Origin of the sequence: Bradyrhizobium shewense, from assembly GCF_900094605.1 — a bacterium.
In the GTDB taxonomy this organism is placed as follows: Bacteria; Pseudomonadota; Alphaproteobacteria; order Rhizobiales; family Xanthobacteraceae; genus Bradyrhizobium; species Bradyrhizobium shewense.
The window spans coordinates 1-16,058 of record NZ_FMAI01000034.1; the positions used below are offsets into that span (position 1 = coordinate 1).

Annotated in this window: 15 protein-coding genes and 1 pseudogene; 3 read left to right on the forward strand and 13 right to left on the reverse strand. The window is 58.5% G+C overall.

Annotated elements, in window-relative coordinates; translation table 11 throughout:
- The coding region (locus GA0061098_RS37520; RefSeq protein WP_129591044.1) for a transposase domain-containing protein at positions 1–276 on the forward strand (276 nt) is incomplete at its 5' end.
- A 560-nt stretch (positions 277–836) separates the two neighbouring features.
- Here GA0061098_RS37520 and GA0061098_RS37525 read toward each other — a convergent pair.
- From GA0061098_RS37525 to GA0061098_RS37555, 7 genes are all read right to left on the reverse strand, one after another.
- Positions 837–1,937: a hypothetical protein gene (locus tag GA0061098_RS37525; RefSeq protein WP_091966364.1), complete on the reverse strand. Its 1,101-nt coding sequence runs from the start codon at positions 1,935–1,937 to the stop codon at positions 837–839.
- 40 nt (positions 1,938–1,977) lie between these two features.
- The gene (locus tag GA0061098_RS37530; protein ID WP_091966365.1) at positions 1,978–4,200 is read right to left on the reverse strand and encodes a S8 family peptidase; all 2,223 of its coding nucleotides are present in this window, start codon (positions 4,198–4,200) and stop codon (positions 1,978–1,980) included.
- The gene (locus tag GA0061098_RS37535) at positions 4,197–5,342 is read right to left on the reverse strand and encodes an AAA family ATPase (RefSeq protein ID WP_091966366.1); all 1,146 of its coding nucleotides are present in this window, start codon (positions 5,340–5,342) and stop codon (positions 4,197–4,199) included. The genes GA0061098_RS37530 and GA0061098_RS37535 overlap by 4 nt, the downstream gene beginning before the upstream one ends.
- A gap of 162 nt (positions 5,343–5,504) precedes the next feature.
- Positions 5,505–6,404, reverse strand: a complete 900-nt coding sequence (locus tag GA0061098_RS37540; protein ID WP_165637856.1) for a HesA/MoeB/ThiF family protein — start codon at positions 6,402–6,404, stop codon at positions 5,505–5,507.
- A complete protein-coding gene (locus tag GA0061098_RS37545) occupies positions 6,401–6,904 on the reverse strand; it encodes a hypothetical protein (RefSeq protein ID WP_091966368.1) in 504 nt (167 codons plus the stop codon). The genes GA0061098_RS37540 and GA0061098_RS37545 overlap by 4 nt, the downstream gene beginning before the upstream one ends.
- Positions 6,901–7,233, reverse strand: coding sequence for a hypothetical protein (locus tag GA0061098_RS37550; protein WP_091966369.1), 333 nt, complete (start codon positions 7,231–7,233; stop codon positions 6,901–6,903). Before GA0061098_RS37550 ends, GA0061098_RS37545 begins: the two co-directional genes overlap by 4 nt.
- The gene (locus GA0061098_RS37555) at positions 7,230–7,988 is read right to left on the reverse strand and encodes a multiubiquitin domain-containing protein (RefSeq protein WP_245323866.1); all 759 of its coding nucleotides are present in this window, start codon (positions 7,986–7,988) and stop codon (positions 7,230–7,232) included. The genes GA0061098_RS37550 and GA0061098_RS37555 overlap by 4 nt, the downstream gene beginning before the upstream one ends.
- Before the next feature lie 119 nt (positions 7,989–8,107).
- Here GA0061098_RS37555 and GA0061098_RS37560 point away from each other — a divergent pair, with 119 nt between their 5' ends.
- A complete protein-coding gene (locus tag GA0061098_RS37560) occupies positions 8,108–8,503 on the forward strand; it encodes a helix-turn-helix domain-containing protein (RefSeq protein ID WP_091966423.1) in 396 nt (131 codons plus the stop codon).
- Entirely contained in the window at positions 8,490–9,398 is a 909-nt protein-coding gene (locus GA0061098_RS37565) for an ImmA/IrrE family metallo-endopeptidase (protein WP_091966371.1), read from the forward strand. The genes GA0061098_RS37560 and GA0061098_RS37565 overlap by 14 nt, the downstream gene beginning before the upstream one ends.
- 12 nt (positions 9,399–9,410) lie before the next feature.
- Here the strand turns inward: GA0061098_RS37565 and GA0061098_RS37570 are convergent, their stop codons facing one another.
- The 6 genes and pseudogenes from GA0061098_RS37570 to GA0061098_RS37595 all read right to left on the reverse strand — a co-directional run bounded on the left by GA0061098_RS37570 (position 9,411) and on the right by GA0061098_RS37595 (position 15,681).
- Complete coding sequence (locus GA0061098_RS37570; RefSeq protein ID WP_091966372.1) at positions 9,411–10,178, reverse strand: S1 family peptidase; 768 nt, start codon at positions 10,176–10,178, stop codon at positions 9,411–9,413.
- Between the two features lie 170 nt (positions 10,179–10,348).
- Entirely contained in the window at positions 10,349–10,849 is a 501-nt protein-coding gene (locus GA0061098_RS37575; protein WP_129591045.1) for a hypothetical protein, read from the reverse strand.
- Between the two features lie 77 nt (positions 10,850–10,926).
- Complete coding sequence (locus GA0061098_RS37580; protein WP_091966374.1) at positions 10,927–11,235, reverse strand: hypothetical protein; 309 nt, start codon at positions 11,233–11,235, stop codon at positions 10,927–10,929.
- A 77-nt stretch (positions 11,236–11,312) separates the two neighbouring features.
- Positions 11,313–13,933, reverse strand: a pseudogene (locus GA0061098_RS37585) (error-prone DNA polymerase); the annotation flags it as partial.
- 180 nt (positions 13,934–14,113) lie between these two features.
- Positions 14,114–15,397 (reverse strand): type II toxin-antitoxin system HipA family toxin, encoded by a 1,284-nt coding sequence (locus GA0061098_RS37590; protein ID WP_091966375.1) that lies wholly within the window; start codon positions 15,395–15,397, stop codon positions 14,114–14,116.
- Entirely contained in the window at positions 15,394–15,681 is a 288-nt protein-coding gene (locus tag GA0061098_RS37595; protein WP_091966376.1) for a helix-turn-helix domain-containing protein, read from the reverse strand. The genes GA0061098_RS37590 and GA0061098_RS37595 overlap by 4 nt, the downstream gene beginning before the upstream one ends.
- Positions 15,682–16,058 lie beyond the last annotated feature (377 nt).

Consider the following 16,058-nt stretch of genomic DNA (forward strand, 5'->3'; position numbering starts at 1 on the left):
TTGACCAACAATTGCGCCGAACGCGCATTGAGAGGCATCGCCTTGGGACGACGCAACTGGACCTTCGCCGGCAGCCAGCGCGGGGCCGACCGTGCCGCCATCATGCTGACGATGATCACGACGTGTCGTCTCAATGACGTCGATCCAAAGGCCTGGCTAGCCGATGTCCTCGCCCGTATCGCCGATCTTCCTACATCACGGCTACACGAACTGCTGCCCTGGGAATGGAAGCTCCTGCGCCAAGGCGACAAGCCCGCCGGTCAGCAGGCTGCCTGACCTCACCCAAGCAATCATAGAGCTCACTGTGCCCGCGCGCATGCGTCAATCAGGCGGTCTTCGTCGTATGCTTACAAAATAATCGTGATAAATCAAAGCCCGAGTGACCGGATGGTGGGCCCGGCAGAAGTCCCACCCTTCAACAAAATCAATCATTTAATTTTGTCTCGGCGCCACAACGGACCGCACATGGACCAAAGGTTTTTAACGGAGTGTCTAGCCAATCCCGGCGAGTTTTATAGGCAACGGGCCATCGCGCCCATAGCACAATGGATAGAGCAGCGGATTTTGATTCCACCAGGCGGAGGTTCGATCCCTCCCGCCCCAACCACCAAAACATCCCAAGACATCTGATTTCATCGCAAAAATTGCGATTTCGTCTTACGGATTTCGAGGGGGTGCCCTTCGCAAAAATTCCCGTTTAATTTCAAGGACTACTAACCAGTCTCGGCAGCTCCACGCAGCATGGACGCAGCATGGGTGCCGCCGGTCCGAGCGTCGCAGTCCGAAGTTCTTCACTCGCTAAAGGACAGCTTTCCCTGCGGAGCACTGCCCCGTGGTCACGGCTCTTCTGACCTAGTGAAATTTGCGGGAGGCTCCGCTACGCTTGTCTCGAAAAAACGGCCGTTGCGGTCAAACAGAAAGGTCATTCGGCCCGACTTAATCATGGCGACGATTTCGGCGTCGCTAAACTGATAGTTTTTTATTTTCCCGATTTGATCGCGAAAATAATACTCGTGTAAGTGCGCTCGCACTCCATAATCGAGCTCATGCAACTCGGGCACGATTATTTCCCCTTTCATTGCATGGAGCTCATCGTCGAGTGAAAATCCCGATTGAATAGGCGGATGTTCCTTCAAGTGAAGGTTCAAAAAGCAAAGTTCGGCAAATAGCTCACGTAATTGAAGGCTCGAAACCGGTCCCGTGACCCTGTCAAGCTTCTGTTTCAAGAATAATCCTGAGCCGCGGGCATCATTAAATGCCGCAAGGAAAGCAAACCCATCAATGCGAACCATGATGGCCTGCGCATCGTAGAGATCGGCGAGGTCGAAGGACTTCGCCGATAGGTCTTCCTGGACCCGTATGCAGACAAAGGAGCCGAGGGCGCTTGGATCAATCACTGTCCCGGTCGCAAAGCAACGGACAAGCGTATGGAGGTAATGCAGGCCCTGCCAGTTATACTCCAGATCCTCCGAAATCGTCGCCGCGCTCTTTCGCAGGTCGCGATTGGCGCGGAGCCTTCGATCTTTGAGATGCAACTTGAGAAAGATTAGTCCGACCCATACATAAAAAAGCAGATGACCAGTGTTTTCTTGATGACCAAAAATTGCGCTGTTTCCCCCTTCAACAAGCGCGCGCATCGGTTCTTCGAGCGTGCGTCCCATCAGAGTATTGCAGCTCTCACAACAAGGGATGGTATAGCGGTCGTAGCGGAAACTCGTGCCGTTAGGAAGATTGATCGTGCGAGCGTGTAGATCGTAGCGGCCCAGGACCCATTGCGGCAGAATATGCTCATCGTTGAAAGGGACAGAGTCTCGTGGGGCGCCGCAGATGAAGCAGCAGTCGCCGAGACAAATATCCCGGACGAAGCGCTCTATCCCGAAATAAACAATGTTGCCGTCTTCGTCGGTGATAGTGTCTTCGTTATCCTTGCTCCACATCTGGAGCTCCCTAAAATAATGTGGAATGAGTCACGAACGCTCACACTTTGACTGGAACCTCAATTACTGGCCGAAGTGCTTCAAGCTGTCCTGCATATTTGCGGATGATGCGGTCGTACAGGTCGCCGAGCTGTTTGGCGTGGACGCTGACGATCAAGGCATACGGCAATTTCTCTTCCGGTGCGAAATTCTTCCCGCCGAGACGCGCGTTGTAATGAATGTCGAGCACCGGGTTCCGCAGATTTTTGCCCATGATGCCGATGCTGGTGTGCAGACAGTTTTCCCACTTCCACGCATCGCGCCGCAGCTCATCTTCCATCAAGCCACTTTGGGTCTTACCGAAAAAGGTCTTGCTGTCGGCATGCACCTGCTCAGGCGTTTTCCGCTTCTGATCGTGTGGCCGAAAAGTTGGTTCCAGACCGGCCCGCGTGTAGTTGCCGGGGTGATGCGGATCAACGCCGGTTGGGTAGCACAAGGTGGCGGTTATCGTGACTTTGCCGGGGATTGGGACCGATGGCACCGGAATGGCCGCGCGGATATAGCGCGTGGGCGCGATATCACCCTGGTAAACAACGCGGATTGTGTCGTCGTCACATATCACGATGTCCTGCACAGACCTGGCCACCCGGCCGCGCCCGACATCTTCGCAGGCAAAGTCGCTGCCTTCTGCCGTATGGATCAACAGCGCGCGGATGGCGAGCATACTCAAGGTTTCGCCAAAGTGGGCGCGGACACCAGCGGCTAGGCGTAAAACTGAGGGCGAGGAGAAAGACGTGCCTTCGGTCGCTTCGAGGCCGCCGGCCGCTACGTCGCTGACCACGATAAAGGGCCGTTTCAAGCAGCCGCCGAACTCCACGAAATCCGGCTTCACGAGACCTGGACTACGGCCCGGCCCGACCGAGCTGTATGTGCACCTCTGCCATGGCGTTTCAGGATTATCGCATGCCCCGACGGCGAGCGCGTTGACACAGTCAGCCGGCACCTGAATGCGATTGAGTTTGTCCTTGGCCGAACTATCGCCGTCGTTGCCGACCGCGATTGTCGCCAGCGTCGTGCCCTTCGATAGACGGTCGTCGATCACGGCCGTCCAGGCGTGCACATCATCGTCCTCGACTGGTAGCCGAGGACCAATACTAAGATTCACAAGGTCGTAATGCTTCTCGACCAGAACCTGATCGATGCGCCCCAGGACCTCGTACAGTTCATGCGGATTCTGGCCCGGCGCCGTGTCCAAGACGCGATAATGGTCAACGCCGGCGTACGGTTTACCAAGCGGCTTGGCCGGATCGACGTGGCCAAAAAGGAACGCGGAAGTCACGCCGACGCCGTGCTTCTGAAAGTCAGGGATCGTCTTGCCAATGCCCGGCGGCTCAATGACCTTCACCCAGCGCGTCAGCGGATGACCCTTCGGAATTCCTCCGTCGAAAATCGCGACACGGATCTTTGGATCGATCGGGGCCTTGGTCGGAAGAACAGTGTGCTCCATGGAAACCCTCGACGATCGGAAAGTTGGCCGCAGCATGCGCAGGGTCGGCATCTGGCGGAGCGCGCGAAGGGGCGAAAAAGTTGCGATATCATCGGCAAGGTCCACCGGAGCTTCTAGCTCGACGAAGCACAGCCCTCCGGCCGAAAACTTGCGTTCGAGGCCCTGATGGACACCGAGCTCTTCCAAATACTCGCGGAACATCGGTACCACGCCATTCGACATGCTTCCCGCATCGCTGTGTAGGACGGCTTCGAACACGACCTTTCCTGCCTTCGGCAAGCGGCCCTTGATTTTGTCGTGAGCTGTCGGCGCGGCGACCTGCTCAATCGTCGCCAGTTCCTCTGCCCCACTGCGGTCTTCGTTCCATTTCGGCAGCGACGCACGCCAAGCGCGGAACGCCGACCGTGGGCCCATAACGAACAACTCGGTGGTGATCGCTTCTTCCGGCTCGCGGCCTTTCGAACGCCGTTCGGGCGTGATGCGTCGCGGGCGGCTGCCTACAGCTTCGAGGCCGAGTGTGCCGAGCAGTTTATCGGGGAAGTACGATTTTGCGATGTATTCCGGATTAAGGGTGATCGTCGCAACAGCGCGATCGCCAGGGCAGGCATTGTCTGGCAAATGATCGATACCGCGCACTGCGCGGGCGAGCATCGGCGCGATACGCTCGCGCGCCTGTGAGAAGGTGTAGGGATGGCTTTTGGGGCCGCCTCCGCGCACGCCGAGAACGTCGCCGACGAGGCGCTCGCCCTTTCCGATCAGGAAATTCCTCTTAGTCATGAGGTGTCCTTTCTGTTAGGCCGCCGCACAATCTTTGTCTTGCCCGGCGTTGCTCGGCGCCGGATGGCATCGCGCGAGACACCGGTCAGCTCCCTTGCCTTACGCTGCGAAGCCAGGCCCTGCTCAACCATTGCGGCTGCCACCTGAATGCGCTTTTTCTTGGCGATCGAGCCATTTGCCAGTAGGCGGCCGAACTGTTCGTCCAGTGGAATGTCCTCAAGCACCGCCGTCCGGCGCGTCACCGAGAGGTCGCGTTCGACGTCGCTAAACGAGCGGCCGGCGAAGGCGACACCGAGCAATTGGCTCCATTCGCCTACGGCCGGAAAATGAGGCGCGAGCAGGCCATCGATGAAGCGGCTGATGGCGGCGCGATCGGGCAGCGGAAATTCGATATGCAATTCGAAACGCCGCCATATGGCGGGATCGAGCAAGCCGGGATGGTTCGTTGCCGCCAGCAACACACCAGAGGGAGGCCAATCGTCGATCTGCTGAATGAGAACCGTTACGAGGCGCTTGAGTTCGCCGATTTCTCCGTGATCGTCGCGGCGCTTTGCGATGGCGTCGAGTTCGTCCAGAAGCAGAACGCAATCCATGGTCTTGGCGTATTCAAGCACCTGCCGGAGATTGCCGCCGGTTCGGCCAAGTAGGCTGCTCATGACAGCGGCGAGATCAAGGATCAGCAGCGGGCGCCCGAGCTCGCGCGCCAGCCACCGGGCCGCCATGGTCTTTCCAACACCCGGCGGTCCGAGAAAGAGGGCCGCGCGTGTCGGATCTAGCCCGGCCCGCATCAGCTTCTGTGGATGGCGCCGTTCCGCAATGATCTGCCCTAGCGCTTCGGTTACGTTTGGCGCGAAGATAGGCTCATGGTCGAGCACGGGATCGGTCTCGACCCGCAGGAGGTGAAGACGTGAGTCCAAATCGACGGGCAGCGGAACATCGGCCTGCCTGAGCGGTGAGGCCTGGGTCGGCAGTTCCTGCAATAACGACGTCAGGGCGTCGGACAGCGGCGGGATTGACGATGAATAACGTTTTGCAAAGCGCCGCAGGATAACTTGGACGTCCTGTGTGCGGCCCGAGAGGGCGATGCGCGCGAGTTGGAGGAGATCAGCTTCGATTACAGTCTTCTTATTAGGCTCGGTCATGTCCACAGTCGTTAGAAGAAGGGCGGGTGGAACACCATAGGGCCGGGCGGACGACTTTTCAAAGGTTGTTTTAAAAGTCGTCCATAATGTCATTTTTGTTTGTTTTCTCCGATAGTTAATAGTGGACGAGAATTTTCCGATCGAGCCGTGGTGGAGTGCGGATCACCAGATCCACGACCGCAGCCGATTCCACGCCCGGCGCCCCCACGGCGCGGCGGGTACGATGACAGCCGGCACCGGCCTGGGCGAGAACTTCTGCTTGCGCACGTCGAATAGCGGATCGCCGGCCTCGGCCAAGGGGTGATGCGGGCACACATGGTCCTTCATTAGCTCCATACGTTTGTTCGGCGTGACAGTGCCCTTGTTGCCGTCATAGTCGAGAAAGACAAAGCGCGGCGGGTCGGGATACCAGGGCGTCAGGATCTGCGTCAGCAAGCCCATCGCCGTCGAGGCCAGCACCCCGTTGGACCAGACCACTTGCGGCCGCGACCCGGCCGCGCCGTACTTATTGGCTTCCTGCGCCAGCCGCTCGTCCGTGATGAAGCCGCAGCAGCGCATGCAGGGGTAGCCCGGCATCGAGAGGATCACCTGGCCGCTGACGAGAAATCCCCCTTTACCGAGATCGTGCACATCCATGCCGATATCGATGTAGGGGATCAGATGCCGCCGGGCGAAACGTTCCAGCTGCTCGCGCTCCTTGAAGCCGTCGACGGCGCCGATGATAACGTCGCAGAGCTTGAGGTCATCGACCGCAGTCAGCCACTTGTCGGGTACCGAGATGACCCTTGCGTTGGGGACGAGGCCCCGGATGAGCCGCTCAGCGATGTCGACCTTGCGCCGCTCGACGGCGACGTCGGCCAAGGTGCCGCCGATCAAACGGTTGGTGTTAGTGTCCTCAATGATGTCGGGGTCGGCGTTGACGTAGCCGCCGATTCCCATGTGGGCGGATTGCTGCGCGAGATGCGAACCGCCGCCGCCATGGCCCACGATGCCGATGGTGGCGGCATCGAGGATGGCGTCGCTGTGGGGACCAAGAAAGCTCTGACGGTCGAGACGGCTCATGCGGCTCTCCATTTTTTGATCGGCATCCCGATCTCGGCAAACTGGTTGACGAATGGGTGCGGCCCGGTGCGGCCAATCCACGCCTGCCCGAAAGCTGCCGTATCGCTCAGCACGATCGCGCCATGCACGCTGTGCGGCGCCACCGAGACGAAGTTCGGTACGAACTTGGCGTTCTCGCGATTGTCGACGCCGCTGAAGCCGGGGATGCCGGATCCGCCATGGCTGTGCACGTGAAAGACGGCAGCGCGGGTGTCCATCGCTGCCTGCCGAGCGCGGCGGATCGCCTGATCACCCATCATCGCGCCAACGCGGGTGTCTCGCAGGTATTCGTCGTCGCGCAACGCCTCGTAGCTCCGAACCAAGATCAGTAATTCATCATGGGAGGCGGCAAGACCGGCGCTGATGAAGCCGACGCGCTCATGCGCAAACGGGTGCGGTCGGTGCAAGTCGTAGCGGATAGCCTTCAGCAAGGTGCTGGTGATCTTGAAGCGGATATTCATTCGACGGCCCTCAGATGAGCGAGCAACATCTTCGTCCACGGCATGGTCGCCGGGACGTGGTTCCAGGATGGTGCCCACCAGTTCCGCTCGACAACCCGATGCTGATTCCAGTTCGAAGCGCGCCCGGTGATCTGCCGTGCGAAGAACAGCCGGGTCAGGTAGCCGGAATGGGCGAACGGCACGAGCAGCAGATCCATGGTCTGGGCCTGCCCGCCGGTTGTGAAGCTGAAGCCGGGCATCAGTACTACCGGTTGGCCGCCCTCCGACAGGAGGACGGCGCCGTCGTGCATGGCCTTGAGGCCGGCGAATTGCTTGGCCTGTTCGGTCACGAGGAACCCCCGCACGGGACCTGCTCGAAGAACTTCATCCCTTCCTTCACGCGGAGCTTGGCGCCGGGCTTCAGCGGCGTCAGCTGCCCCTCGTGATTAATGAACTCGAGGATGTATCCTTCCTGCACGCCGAAGAGGTTCTTCAGCGCCTCGGTCGTGTAGGTGCCGCGCGGGATCTCGCGGGGTTCGTTCTCGTAGAAAACCGTGATCAGACGCTTCTCGGTGTAGAGGTGCTCGGTCCCACCATGACCAAGGTCGAGAACATCGGCGGGCCCGAGAACACGGTCTTCACCGACCCGCTCCAGCACGATCACTTCGTCGCCGGCGGCGTGGCCGATGACGCGCAGTTCGTTTTCCTCGATCTTGTCGGTGCCCCACTCAAAGCCGTGGTCGTTGAGCGTGAAGCGATAGATGCGGTCGGTCTTGAAGGCGCGAAACACCTCCGTGCCAGCCCCGCGGAGATCGACTTCGTCATCGAGGCCAATCGAGCGGCTGCTATGCCCCAAGAGCTGGATCAGCGCGAAGTCTCCGGCGGGATTGAATCCAGCCTTCTCAAGGATGTGTCCGCCCTTGGGGTCCGGGTTGGCGAACTTCACCGTCTCGCCGTTCACTGTGGTGAAGTAGTGCCCATCCGGTCCGGCAATACGCGCCTCGATCTGGCCCGCGCCGCCGGCAATGCGGCTTTCGCCGCCGGTTACTGCATTTTCCATGACTTTATCTCCGTCATCTCGTCGTGCGGTGTGGCACAGCGCCAAACCTGATGCTAAGATAAGGTGGCGTGCTAAGAATTGCAAGCAGTTTACGAGCGTGCTTGACTTTCCTAGCGATCAGAACTAAATTGCTTTATGAATCAATGGTTTTCGTGGAGGAGGTTATGAAGAACGCCGACGAAGAGCCGGAGGTAAAGCTCACGCTCGGTCAATATCTCGCCTCAATTCGTACCGATCGCGGTATGTCGCTGCGTGAAGTAGAGAGGGCGACCGAGAAGATCGTGTCCAACGCGTATTTGAGCCAGATCGAGACCGACCAGATCAAACGACCGAGCCCGAACATCCTACATGCGCTCGCTGAGCTTTATGCCATTCCGTACGAGGGCCTGATGGAACGGGCCGGCTTTGTCGTGCCCACGCGCTCGCGTCGCAACGCTGAGCAGCGCCACGGCCGTATTCCAACTTTCGCGGACTACAATCTGACCGATGAAGAAGAGGCCAAGATGGTCGAATTTCTTGGTTACTTGCGAAGCAGGAAAAAACCCGATGGTGCAGGCTGACGATAGCAGTCTTGACCCCCACGAATTGCGCGCCGTGCAGCTTGTTGCACGGCGCGCTCTTGATCGCGCGTCGGGGTGGGGCGTCTATCCGACGCCGATCGGCGATGTCCTGACAGCCGCAAATATCAAGGTGGCTACCGCGAGCATCTTCGATCCGCGTCGCATCATGGAATTTCTGATTGGCAAGGCCGAAAGCACGGCGGTCGCAATCCGGTCGGCCATCTCCAAGATGTTCGGTGTTGCCGACACCCTGGATAACACGATCCATATCGATCATACCGTTCGGGAATCGAAGCAGAACTTTCTCAAGCTTCATGAAGCCGGCCATCTCGAGCTCCCGGCGCATCGAAAGATTTTTCGTATCTTTCAAGACTGCGAAAAGATGCTCGATCCCGACATTTCCGATCTCTTCGAGCGCGAGGCCAACAATTTCGCCCGCTACGTGATGTTCCAGGGCGACGGCTACCGCGACATGGCCGCCGACCACGAGCTTTCCATCAGGACGCCGATGAAGCTGGCGGGCAAGTTCGGTGCTTCCATCTACGCTTCATGTCGCGAGTTCGCACGCACCAATCACCGGGCCTGCGCCGTCTATGTGCTGGAGCCGATCACCTACCATCCAGAGACGGGGGCGCGCGCCGAGGTACGGCGCATTGAAGTTTCGCCGTCCTTCGGACAGCGGTTTGGTAGGCCCGCAGACACGGTTATCACACGGATGCATTCGCTAGGCCGCGTGCTTCCAATTGGCCGCAAAATGTCGAGAGCAACGCCGATCTCGATGACCGATCTGAACGGGCAGGCGCATGAATGTCTGGCCGAAGCCTTTGACACCACATTTAACGTATTGATTCTGGTCTACCCGAAGAAGGCACTGACACCGAGCGTCTTTGCGTAGTGGGTTGGCCGCTTAGTCTTCGTCGCGGCGACCACCGGTGATGATCTCGTCGATCAAATAGGCACCCCACACCATCCCGATTTGAGCTTCCATCGGCCGTGCGGCCAGCCGTCCGGAATAGATGCCGACGAGTTTGCTGTGCGCGTATTCGTCCACTTCCGTGTGCCCATCGTCGAAGAGATGATAACCCCACGTTCGCACGATCACCGGCGCGCCCGACATCCCCGGCCGTGATGCGGTGTCGACCAGCATATGGTCGCCCGTCATCCGAGTGAGATCAGGTTCACTTGCGATGCTTCCGCGTTTCCAGACGGGATATCCGGGTGGCTCGATACCGAATGGATAGCCTAAAACAAAGCAATCCATCCCGATGCCGACGAAGAGGTCCGGATCTTCGCTGCCATTGATCGGGTTAAGCGCAAAAATGGGATCGTTGCCGTCATAGTGAAGCGGTAACACAGCGACATCGACATTCCGGTTCGGGTGGATCAGCCAACAAGGGCAAGAGTCGTCGTCACGTATCGTTATCAGGTGCTCCTGCTTTCCAAATTGCTGAAATCCCAGATTGAACAAGACACGCAACCTATTCGGCCGCGCGCCTTGGCAATGCAAGTTTTCGCCAGTTGGAAATCGCCGGCATGTGATCACGTGCCAATTCGTGACCAAGTAGAAGCGCCCGTTTCGGCTCCAAATAAAACCCGTAGCAATGCCTAGGCTCTCTTCATTAAAGAGCTGTTCGAGCGGCACGACTGCCAGCGAGTAACGATCAATTCGGGTCATTGGATTTTCGTTGGATTCCCGCCGATCATGAGCGCCGTGGGTTATCGCGATCTTCTGGACGCCACAGGAGAAGCGGCGATCGCGAATTCCGATTGGTGCGAGATCGCAACAAGTAAGCCAACACCGCTCTATTCAAGCTTTGAGAGTATCGAATGGCGCCCATGACCACGCTAGCTTCTCGTGCGTCCCATGGCGTGAGCGATGCGCAACACATCCTCTAGATATCTTTGTCTTCCTTCGCGCGACCGTTGAAAGAGAGCTTTTGAGGCTTCAATGCCGTAACGGTTCTGCTCCAGAAATATAAAGAGTAGATGCAGATCGCCGTCTCGATCCTCGTCGCGCCTAAGCCTTGGGTCTCGGTCACCCAATGGTCGAAAACTCATCGTTCCAGGCCGGTCGATAAAGAGGCGTAGGTATTCAACGTTGGAATACGGCGTGTGATAGATGGCCTGCGCCAATTGGCGTTTCGCTTTGATTTTGAAGACAAGATCACTGATCGCGAGCGCCACCAATACGATGCCTGCGGTGGCCAGCACGACGGTAAGGACCGTGTCGACCTGATTTATGCTCATTAGTTGGTGTTGGGCAGCTTGATAAATGGCTGCACCATACTCGTGGGTCAAGCCAATCAAGAGGAAAAAGCCGAAAAGCAGAAAAACGCCAGTGATCAAGTACCTCAGATTGTCTCGCAAAGAAGCAGTCAGACCAGCGAGATATCGAGCCAATATTTCAAAAAAGGATCGCATCATCAGGCGGAATATGTGCAGATAATCGCCCCGCCAATGAACAAGTCGTAGTGATGAAAGAAAGCATCCGGATGATTTATGGGCGGACCACTTTTTTCAACACCATACATAACTGCACAGATCGTAGCGAAGAAAAAGCTGGATATTGCGATCACCTGGTTTCTTGAAACGAGACCCACCGCGACGACATAGACGAGCGCGGTTACGACAAGGGCGTCCATTTGTACCTCGCCCGTGATGCCATACTCGGCTAGCAACGGAAGCAATGGGAAAAAAACTCCTGCGATTATGCTCACAACAAAGGCTTGCATCTCGACCCCCCCCCCAAACTGAACTACCTAAGGTGGAACGAACTGTGCTTTCCCGTCAAGACGGGTCCGCGATGGGGCTATCTGAAATTCCTCGCCTTCAGGTTCAGCGTATCGATGTGCAGGTCCGGGATATAGATGTCCCGAACCTTCTTGACTGGTACGGCCACGCGCGGGTCCGGGCCGCCGGGATGGCGTGCCTGGTCGCCGCGACCGGCCGAGAGGGTGAAGGCCTCGTTCTGACCACCGACACTGTTGAGCAATTCGGTCTCATCCGTGAGATGCTCGGCAATGACATGAATGACGCCGCTCGCACGTTGCACGCGGCCCCGGCAGGTCATCATTTGTGCGCCCAGGATGGTGCGACGCAACCTGTCAAATACCGATGGCCAGACAATCAGGTTGGCGATATCCGTCTCGTCTTCCAGCGTGATGAACATGACGCCTTTCGCCGATCCAGGTTTTTGCCGGACCAGAACAAGACCCGCGACCGAGATCCGCGACCCATCCTTTGCTTGCTGCAGAGCCTGACAGGGGCTGACCGAGCGCCGTGACAACTCTTCACGCAGGAAGGCTAGCGGATGAGATCGCAGGGTAAGGCCCGCCGACCGATAGTCCTCGACGACTTCACGGCCCTTGGTCATTGGCGGCAGCTCGACGGCGGCTTCGTTGATCTCGGGCTGGATGCCCTGCTCACGCCAATCCGCGTCGGCAAAGAGGGGTAGCGTATCTGAACGAAGCGACTTGATCGCCCAGGCCGCTTCGCGGCGGCTGATGTCCAACGACCGGAAAGCGTCGGCTTTGGCTAGGCGCACCAGTGATCCCGGATGCATGTTGGCGCGGCGCGAAAGCTCGAGGATGCTTGTGTAAGGCCGATCCTGCCGCACATCAACCAGCCGCTTTCCGTCGACCTCAGCCAGGCCCCGCGTCAAGCGCAGGCCAAGCCGGACCGCGCGTCGGTTACCGTCCAGCGGCTCCAGCGTGCAGTCCCATTCCGAGGCATTCACATCGATCGGCCGGACCACCACGCCATGATTGCATGCATCACGGACGAGCTGGGATGGATCGTAGAAGCCCATCGGCTGCGCATTGAGGATCGCGCAGCAGAACACATCCGGATGGTGGCATTTCATCCAGGATGAAGCGTAGGCAATCAGAGCGAAGCTGGCGGCGTGGCTCTCCGGGAAGCCATACGAGCCGAAGCCTTCCAATTGCTTGAACGTGCGCTTGGCGAATTCCTGATCGTAGCCGTTGTCGATCATGCCGGCGATCAGCTTGTCGCGAAACTTGTTGACGCCGCCCGTGAATTTGAACGTTGCCATCGCACGACGCAGCTGATCGGCTTCATTCGCCGAGAAGCCCGCGGCTACCATCGCCACCTGCATCGCCTGTTCCTGAAAGAGCGGCACGCCGAGCGTCTTGCCGAGCACCTTCTCCAATTCAGGTTCCGGAAAGACGATTGGCTCCTTGCCTTCCCGGCGGCGCAGATAGGGATGCACCATGTCGCCCTGAATGGGACCGGGCCGTACGATCGCTACTTCAATCACGAGGTCATAAAAGCGTGTTGGCGCCAGGCGCGGCAACATCGCCATCTGGGCGCGGCTTTCGATCTGAAAGACGCCGACGGTATCGGCTTTGCGGATCATGGCGTAAGTGGCGGGATCTTCAGCCGGGATGGTTGCCAGATCGAGGTCAAGCTTCTTGGAGGATTTCAGAAGATCGAAGGCGCGGCGCATGCAGCCATGCCAAGGCGCAGCACATCGACCTTCATGAACTTCAGGGCATCAATATCATCCTTGTCCCATTCGATGACCTGCCGGTTTTCCATGGCGGCGGGCTCGACCGGCACGAGTTCATCGAGGCGGTCCAGCGTAAGCACGAAACCACCCGGATGTTGCGAGAGATGCCGCGGCGTGCCCATCAATTCTTTAGCGAGGCTGAGCGTCATACGCAGGCGCCGGTCGGTCGTGTTGAGATTCAGTTCCTTCAACTCCGCGTCGGATACGCCTTCATCGCTCCAGCCCCAAGTCAGCTTCGCAAGCGCTGCCGTGATGTCTTCCGGCACGCCAAGCGCCTTGCCGACTTCGCGCACCGCGCCACGCGCACGATAGCGCGTCACCGTGCAGGTGAGGGCGGAGCGGGTCCTGCCATAGGTCTCATAAATCCACTGAATGACTTCTTCGCGCCGTTCATGCTCGAAATCGACATCGATGTCGGGCGGCTCTCGACGCTCCTCCGAGACGAAGCGCTCGAACAAGAGCCCCTGACGCACCGGATCGATCGAGGTGATGCCGAGCACGTAGCAGACAGCCGAGTTGGCAGCCGAGCCGCGTCCCTGACAGAGGATGCCCTTTGACCGGGCAAAACGAACGATGCTGTCGACCGTCAGGAAGTAAGGCGCATATTGCACCCGCTCGATCAGGTTCAGTTCATGGCGCAGCTGCATCGCGACATTATCCGGCAGGCCTGCCGGATAGCGTTCAGCGGCACCTTCCCAAGTCAACTTCTCAAGGCGCTCTTGGGCCGTAAGACCATCTTCGAGGACTTCGGTCGGATAGCTATAGGTCAGTTCATCCAACGAGAATGTGCAGCGTGCCGCAATTTCTTCCGTCCGTCGGATGGCATCCGGATAGCGGCGAAATAACCGCTTCATCTCCTCAGGCGCCTTTAGAAAGCGGTCGGTATGTTTTTCCTTGAGGAATTCCCAGGCATTTTTGCCAACATGAGCGCTGCTGCTGATAATGCCGATGACGCCGATCACGATGGCGATCATCGTATTCCGGCAATTCCGGCGCCGCCGACGGCGATTATCGCCGCGATGAGTGCGGTGTCGATGCCGACGTCGACGATGACCATGCTACTGGTGCTGCCGGTACCGTAACTAGGTCCCCTTCAAGATGCGTTCGCAATCCTTCGCCCGGCTGCTCAAAACACCGGCTAATCGCTCGATGACCGCGTTCTCGAGCCCCTCTTTTTTCGTGCGCGCTTGAATGGTCGTGACGAGGTTGGGGATCTGGTGGGCCATCGTGATCAGTTGAGCAATGAGCTTCTCTGCATCGACGCGTGTTTCGCGTGCAAACTTTTGCCATTGGCGCAGGCCGATCTGATCGAGCTTGTATTCCCCACCGACTTTCATGGCGAGCTTGACCTTGCGCATGTCGATGTCTTTGTAGGGGAGAATGCTGGCGACGTCGTAAAGTGGCGCAAGCCGGACATTGGAGCCGCTGGCGAGGAGGAGGGAGTAGTTCTTGGCGTGCGCGTCAGTGCCTCCAATGAGCCAGTTGAAACCCAGAGCGTTGACGAATGTCTCGACGTCGGCCGCCCGTTCTGTCGAGTAGGTGCGCAGGAGCTCGACAACATCGGACGGGGTCGGGCCGCCTTCATTCTGGTACTTGCTGGTTGGTAGAAGGCCCATCGCTTGGCAGACGTCTTCCTGATGGACCCGGAGGATGTCGTTTCCGTTGAGCTGCCTGTCGTATCGCTCAACGACGATGGCGATTTCGTTTTTGAACCGCATGACCCTTGTATCTGCGACCGGCAGCCCGAGGGCTCCTGCGAGCTGCAGGCAGACATGTTCATTCTCAGCATGCCCGTCGAAATGGCCGGTGGGTGGCTTTAGGATATGAGTGGTCGGAACTCGCCCAGATGGAACGCCCCATTGTCCGTTCTTGAACAGAAGCGCCGTTTTCGGCTGTGCGCCGGCAAGACTGAACTGGCCTGTGTCGCGCGGCAGGCGCCATGCCGCGTGATCTTCGCGCAAAGCCTGAAGGCGTTGGGCGATCTGGAGCTCGTCAAGCCATTCGGTCTTGTCATCCTTGCCGCTTCGCAGAGCTTCGAGACGATCAGGTGCAACGAACTGAACGGCACCTGCGCAATCTTCGCCTACGTTTGAAATGAGCGCGAAGACGTTGCGGGCGGAGACCTGGAATTTCTTGGCCCAGCGGTCGAGCACCTGTTCATTGTCGGGCAGCAGCCCCCACAGGAAGGCCTGTACCACGGCCGAACCATGTTCCTGCGCGGCAAGGGGCATCGAAAGCGAAAGTGGGTACGCTCCATCCGATCCGCGCCAATCGTCGTTGTAGACAAAGGTCAGCCGTCCGCGCGCATCGTTGCGCACGCGCCCGATTTCAGTGCCGTCCAGGAGCGCGACAAGCTCGCTTGTCATGTTTTCCCCTTCTTGGCTTTGGTGACGATGGCGTTGATGTCGACGCCGCTGCGAGCCGGGCCGCGACTGGTTGTCTGCTGGCCGCCAGCATCCACCGGAATGCCGAGAGCGTCGAGCGCGCGCAGCACGAGTGCTAGCTCTGCACGTGGATGGCCGTGCTCGATCTCGATGACCCATTGACGGCTGACGCCAATCTGCTTGGCCAGTGACGACTGGTCGAGCTTGAGGCGTTTGCGCCTGTCCCGAATGACGGCTCCGAGGTCTGCTGGTGTGCGAATGAGCATGGGCGATCCAATGTCAGCGTTCGGTTACATTATCATATGTCAGCGATCGCTGACAATCCAGAAATGTCGTCGCTCGCCAACATTTCCATATGTCAGCGATCGCTGACATAACCTCTGCGATGCCGCAAGCTCCTCGCTGTCGTCATGGCGCGGAAACAGGTGCTTATAGATATCGAGAGTCACGGCAATCGTGGACTGACCTAGCCTTTCCTGGACGACGTTGGAGGGAGTTCGAGGCCGCGATCGACCTTGCGGTTGATGCACCAGCTCGCAAAACAAGGGTCGCAGTGAATGAAGCCCGGGGTACTTGGCCCGCTGGATGCCTGCCCATGGGCGCCGGGTCTTGTGCGAACAATGTATTGACGATTGACGATGCC

Bases quoted from the DNA above. Each gene is read 5' to 3' on its own strand.
- GA0061098_RS37535 (WP_091966366.1), bottom strand. From the start codon at position 5,342: ATGACCGAGCCTAATAAGAAGACTGTAATCGAAGCTGATCTCCTCCAA.
- GA0061098_RS37590 (WP_091966375.1), bottom strand. From the start codon at position 15,397: ATGACAAGCGAGCTTGTCGCGCTCCTGGACGGCACTGAAATCGGGCGC.
- GA0061098_RS37560 (WP_091966423.1), top strand. From the start codon at position 8,108: ATGAAGAACGCCGACGAAGAGCCGGAGGTAAAGCTCACGCTCGGTCAA.
- GA0061098_RS37565 (WP_091966371.1), top strand. From the start codon at position 8,490: ATGGTGCAGGCTGACGATAGCAGTCTTGACCCCCACGAATTGCGCGCC.
- GA0061098_RS37595 (WP_091966376.1), bottom strand. From the start codon at position 15,681: ATGCTCATTCGCACACCAGCAGACCTCGGAGCCGTCATTCGGGACAGG.
- GA0061098_RS37580 (WP_091966374.1), bottom strand. From the start codon at position 11,235: ATGCAAGCCTTTGTTGTGAGCATAATCGCAGGAGTTTTTTTCCCATTG.
- GA0061098_RS37540 (WP_165637856.1), bottom strand. From the start codon at position 6,404: ATGAGCCGTCTCGACCGTCAGAGCTTTCTTGGTCCCCACAGCGACGCC.
- GA0061098_RS37530 (WP_091966365.1), bottom strand. From the start codon at position 4,200: ATGACTAAGAGGAATTTCCTGATCGGAAAGGGCGAGCGCCTCGTCGGC.
- GA0061098_RS37570 (WP_091966372.1), bottom strand. From the start codon at position 10,178: ATGACCCGAATTGATCGTTACTCGCTGGCAGTCGTGCCGCTCGAACAG.
- GA0061098_RS37545 (WP_091966368.1), bottom strand. From the start codon at position 6,904: ATGAATATCCGCTTCAAGATCACCAGCACCTTGCTGAAGGCTATCCGC.
- GA0061098_RS37525 (WP_091966364.1), bottom strand. From the start codon at position 1,937: ATGTGGAGCAAGGATAACGAAGACACTATCACCGACGAAGACGGCAAC.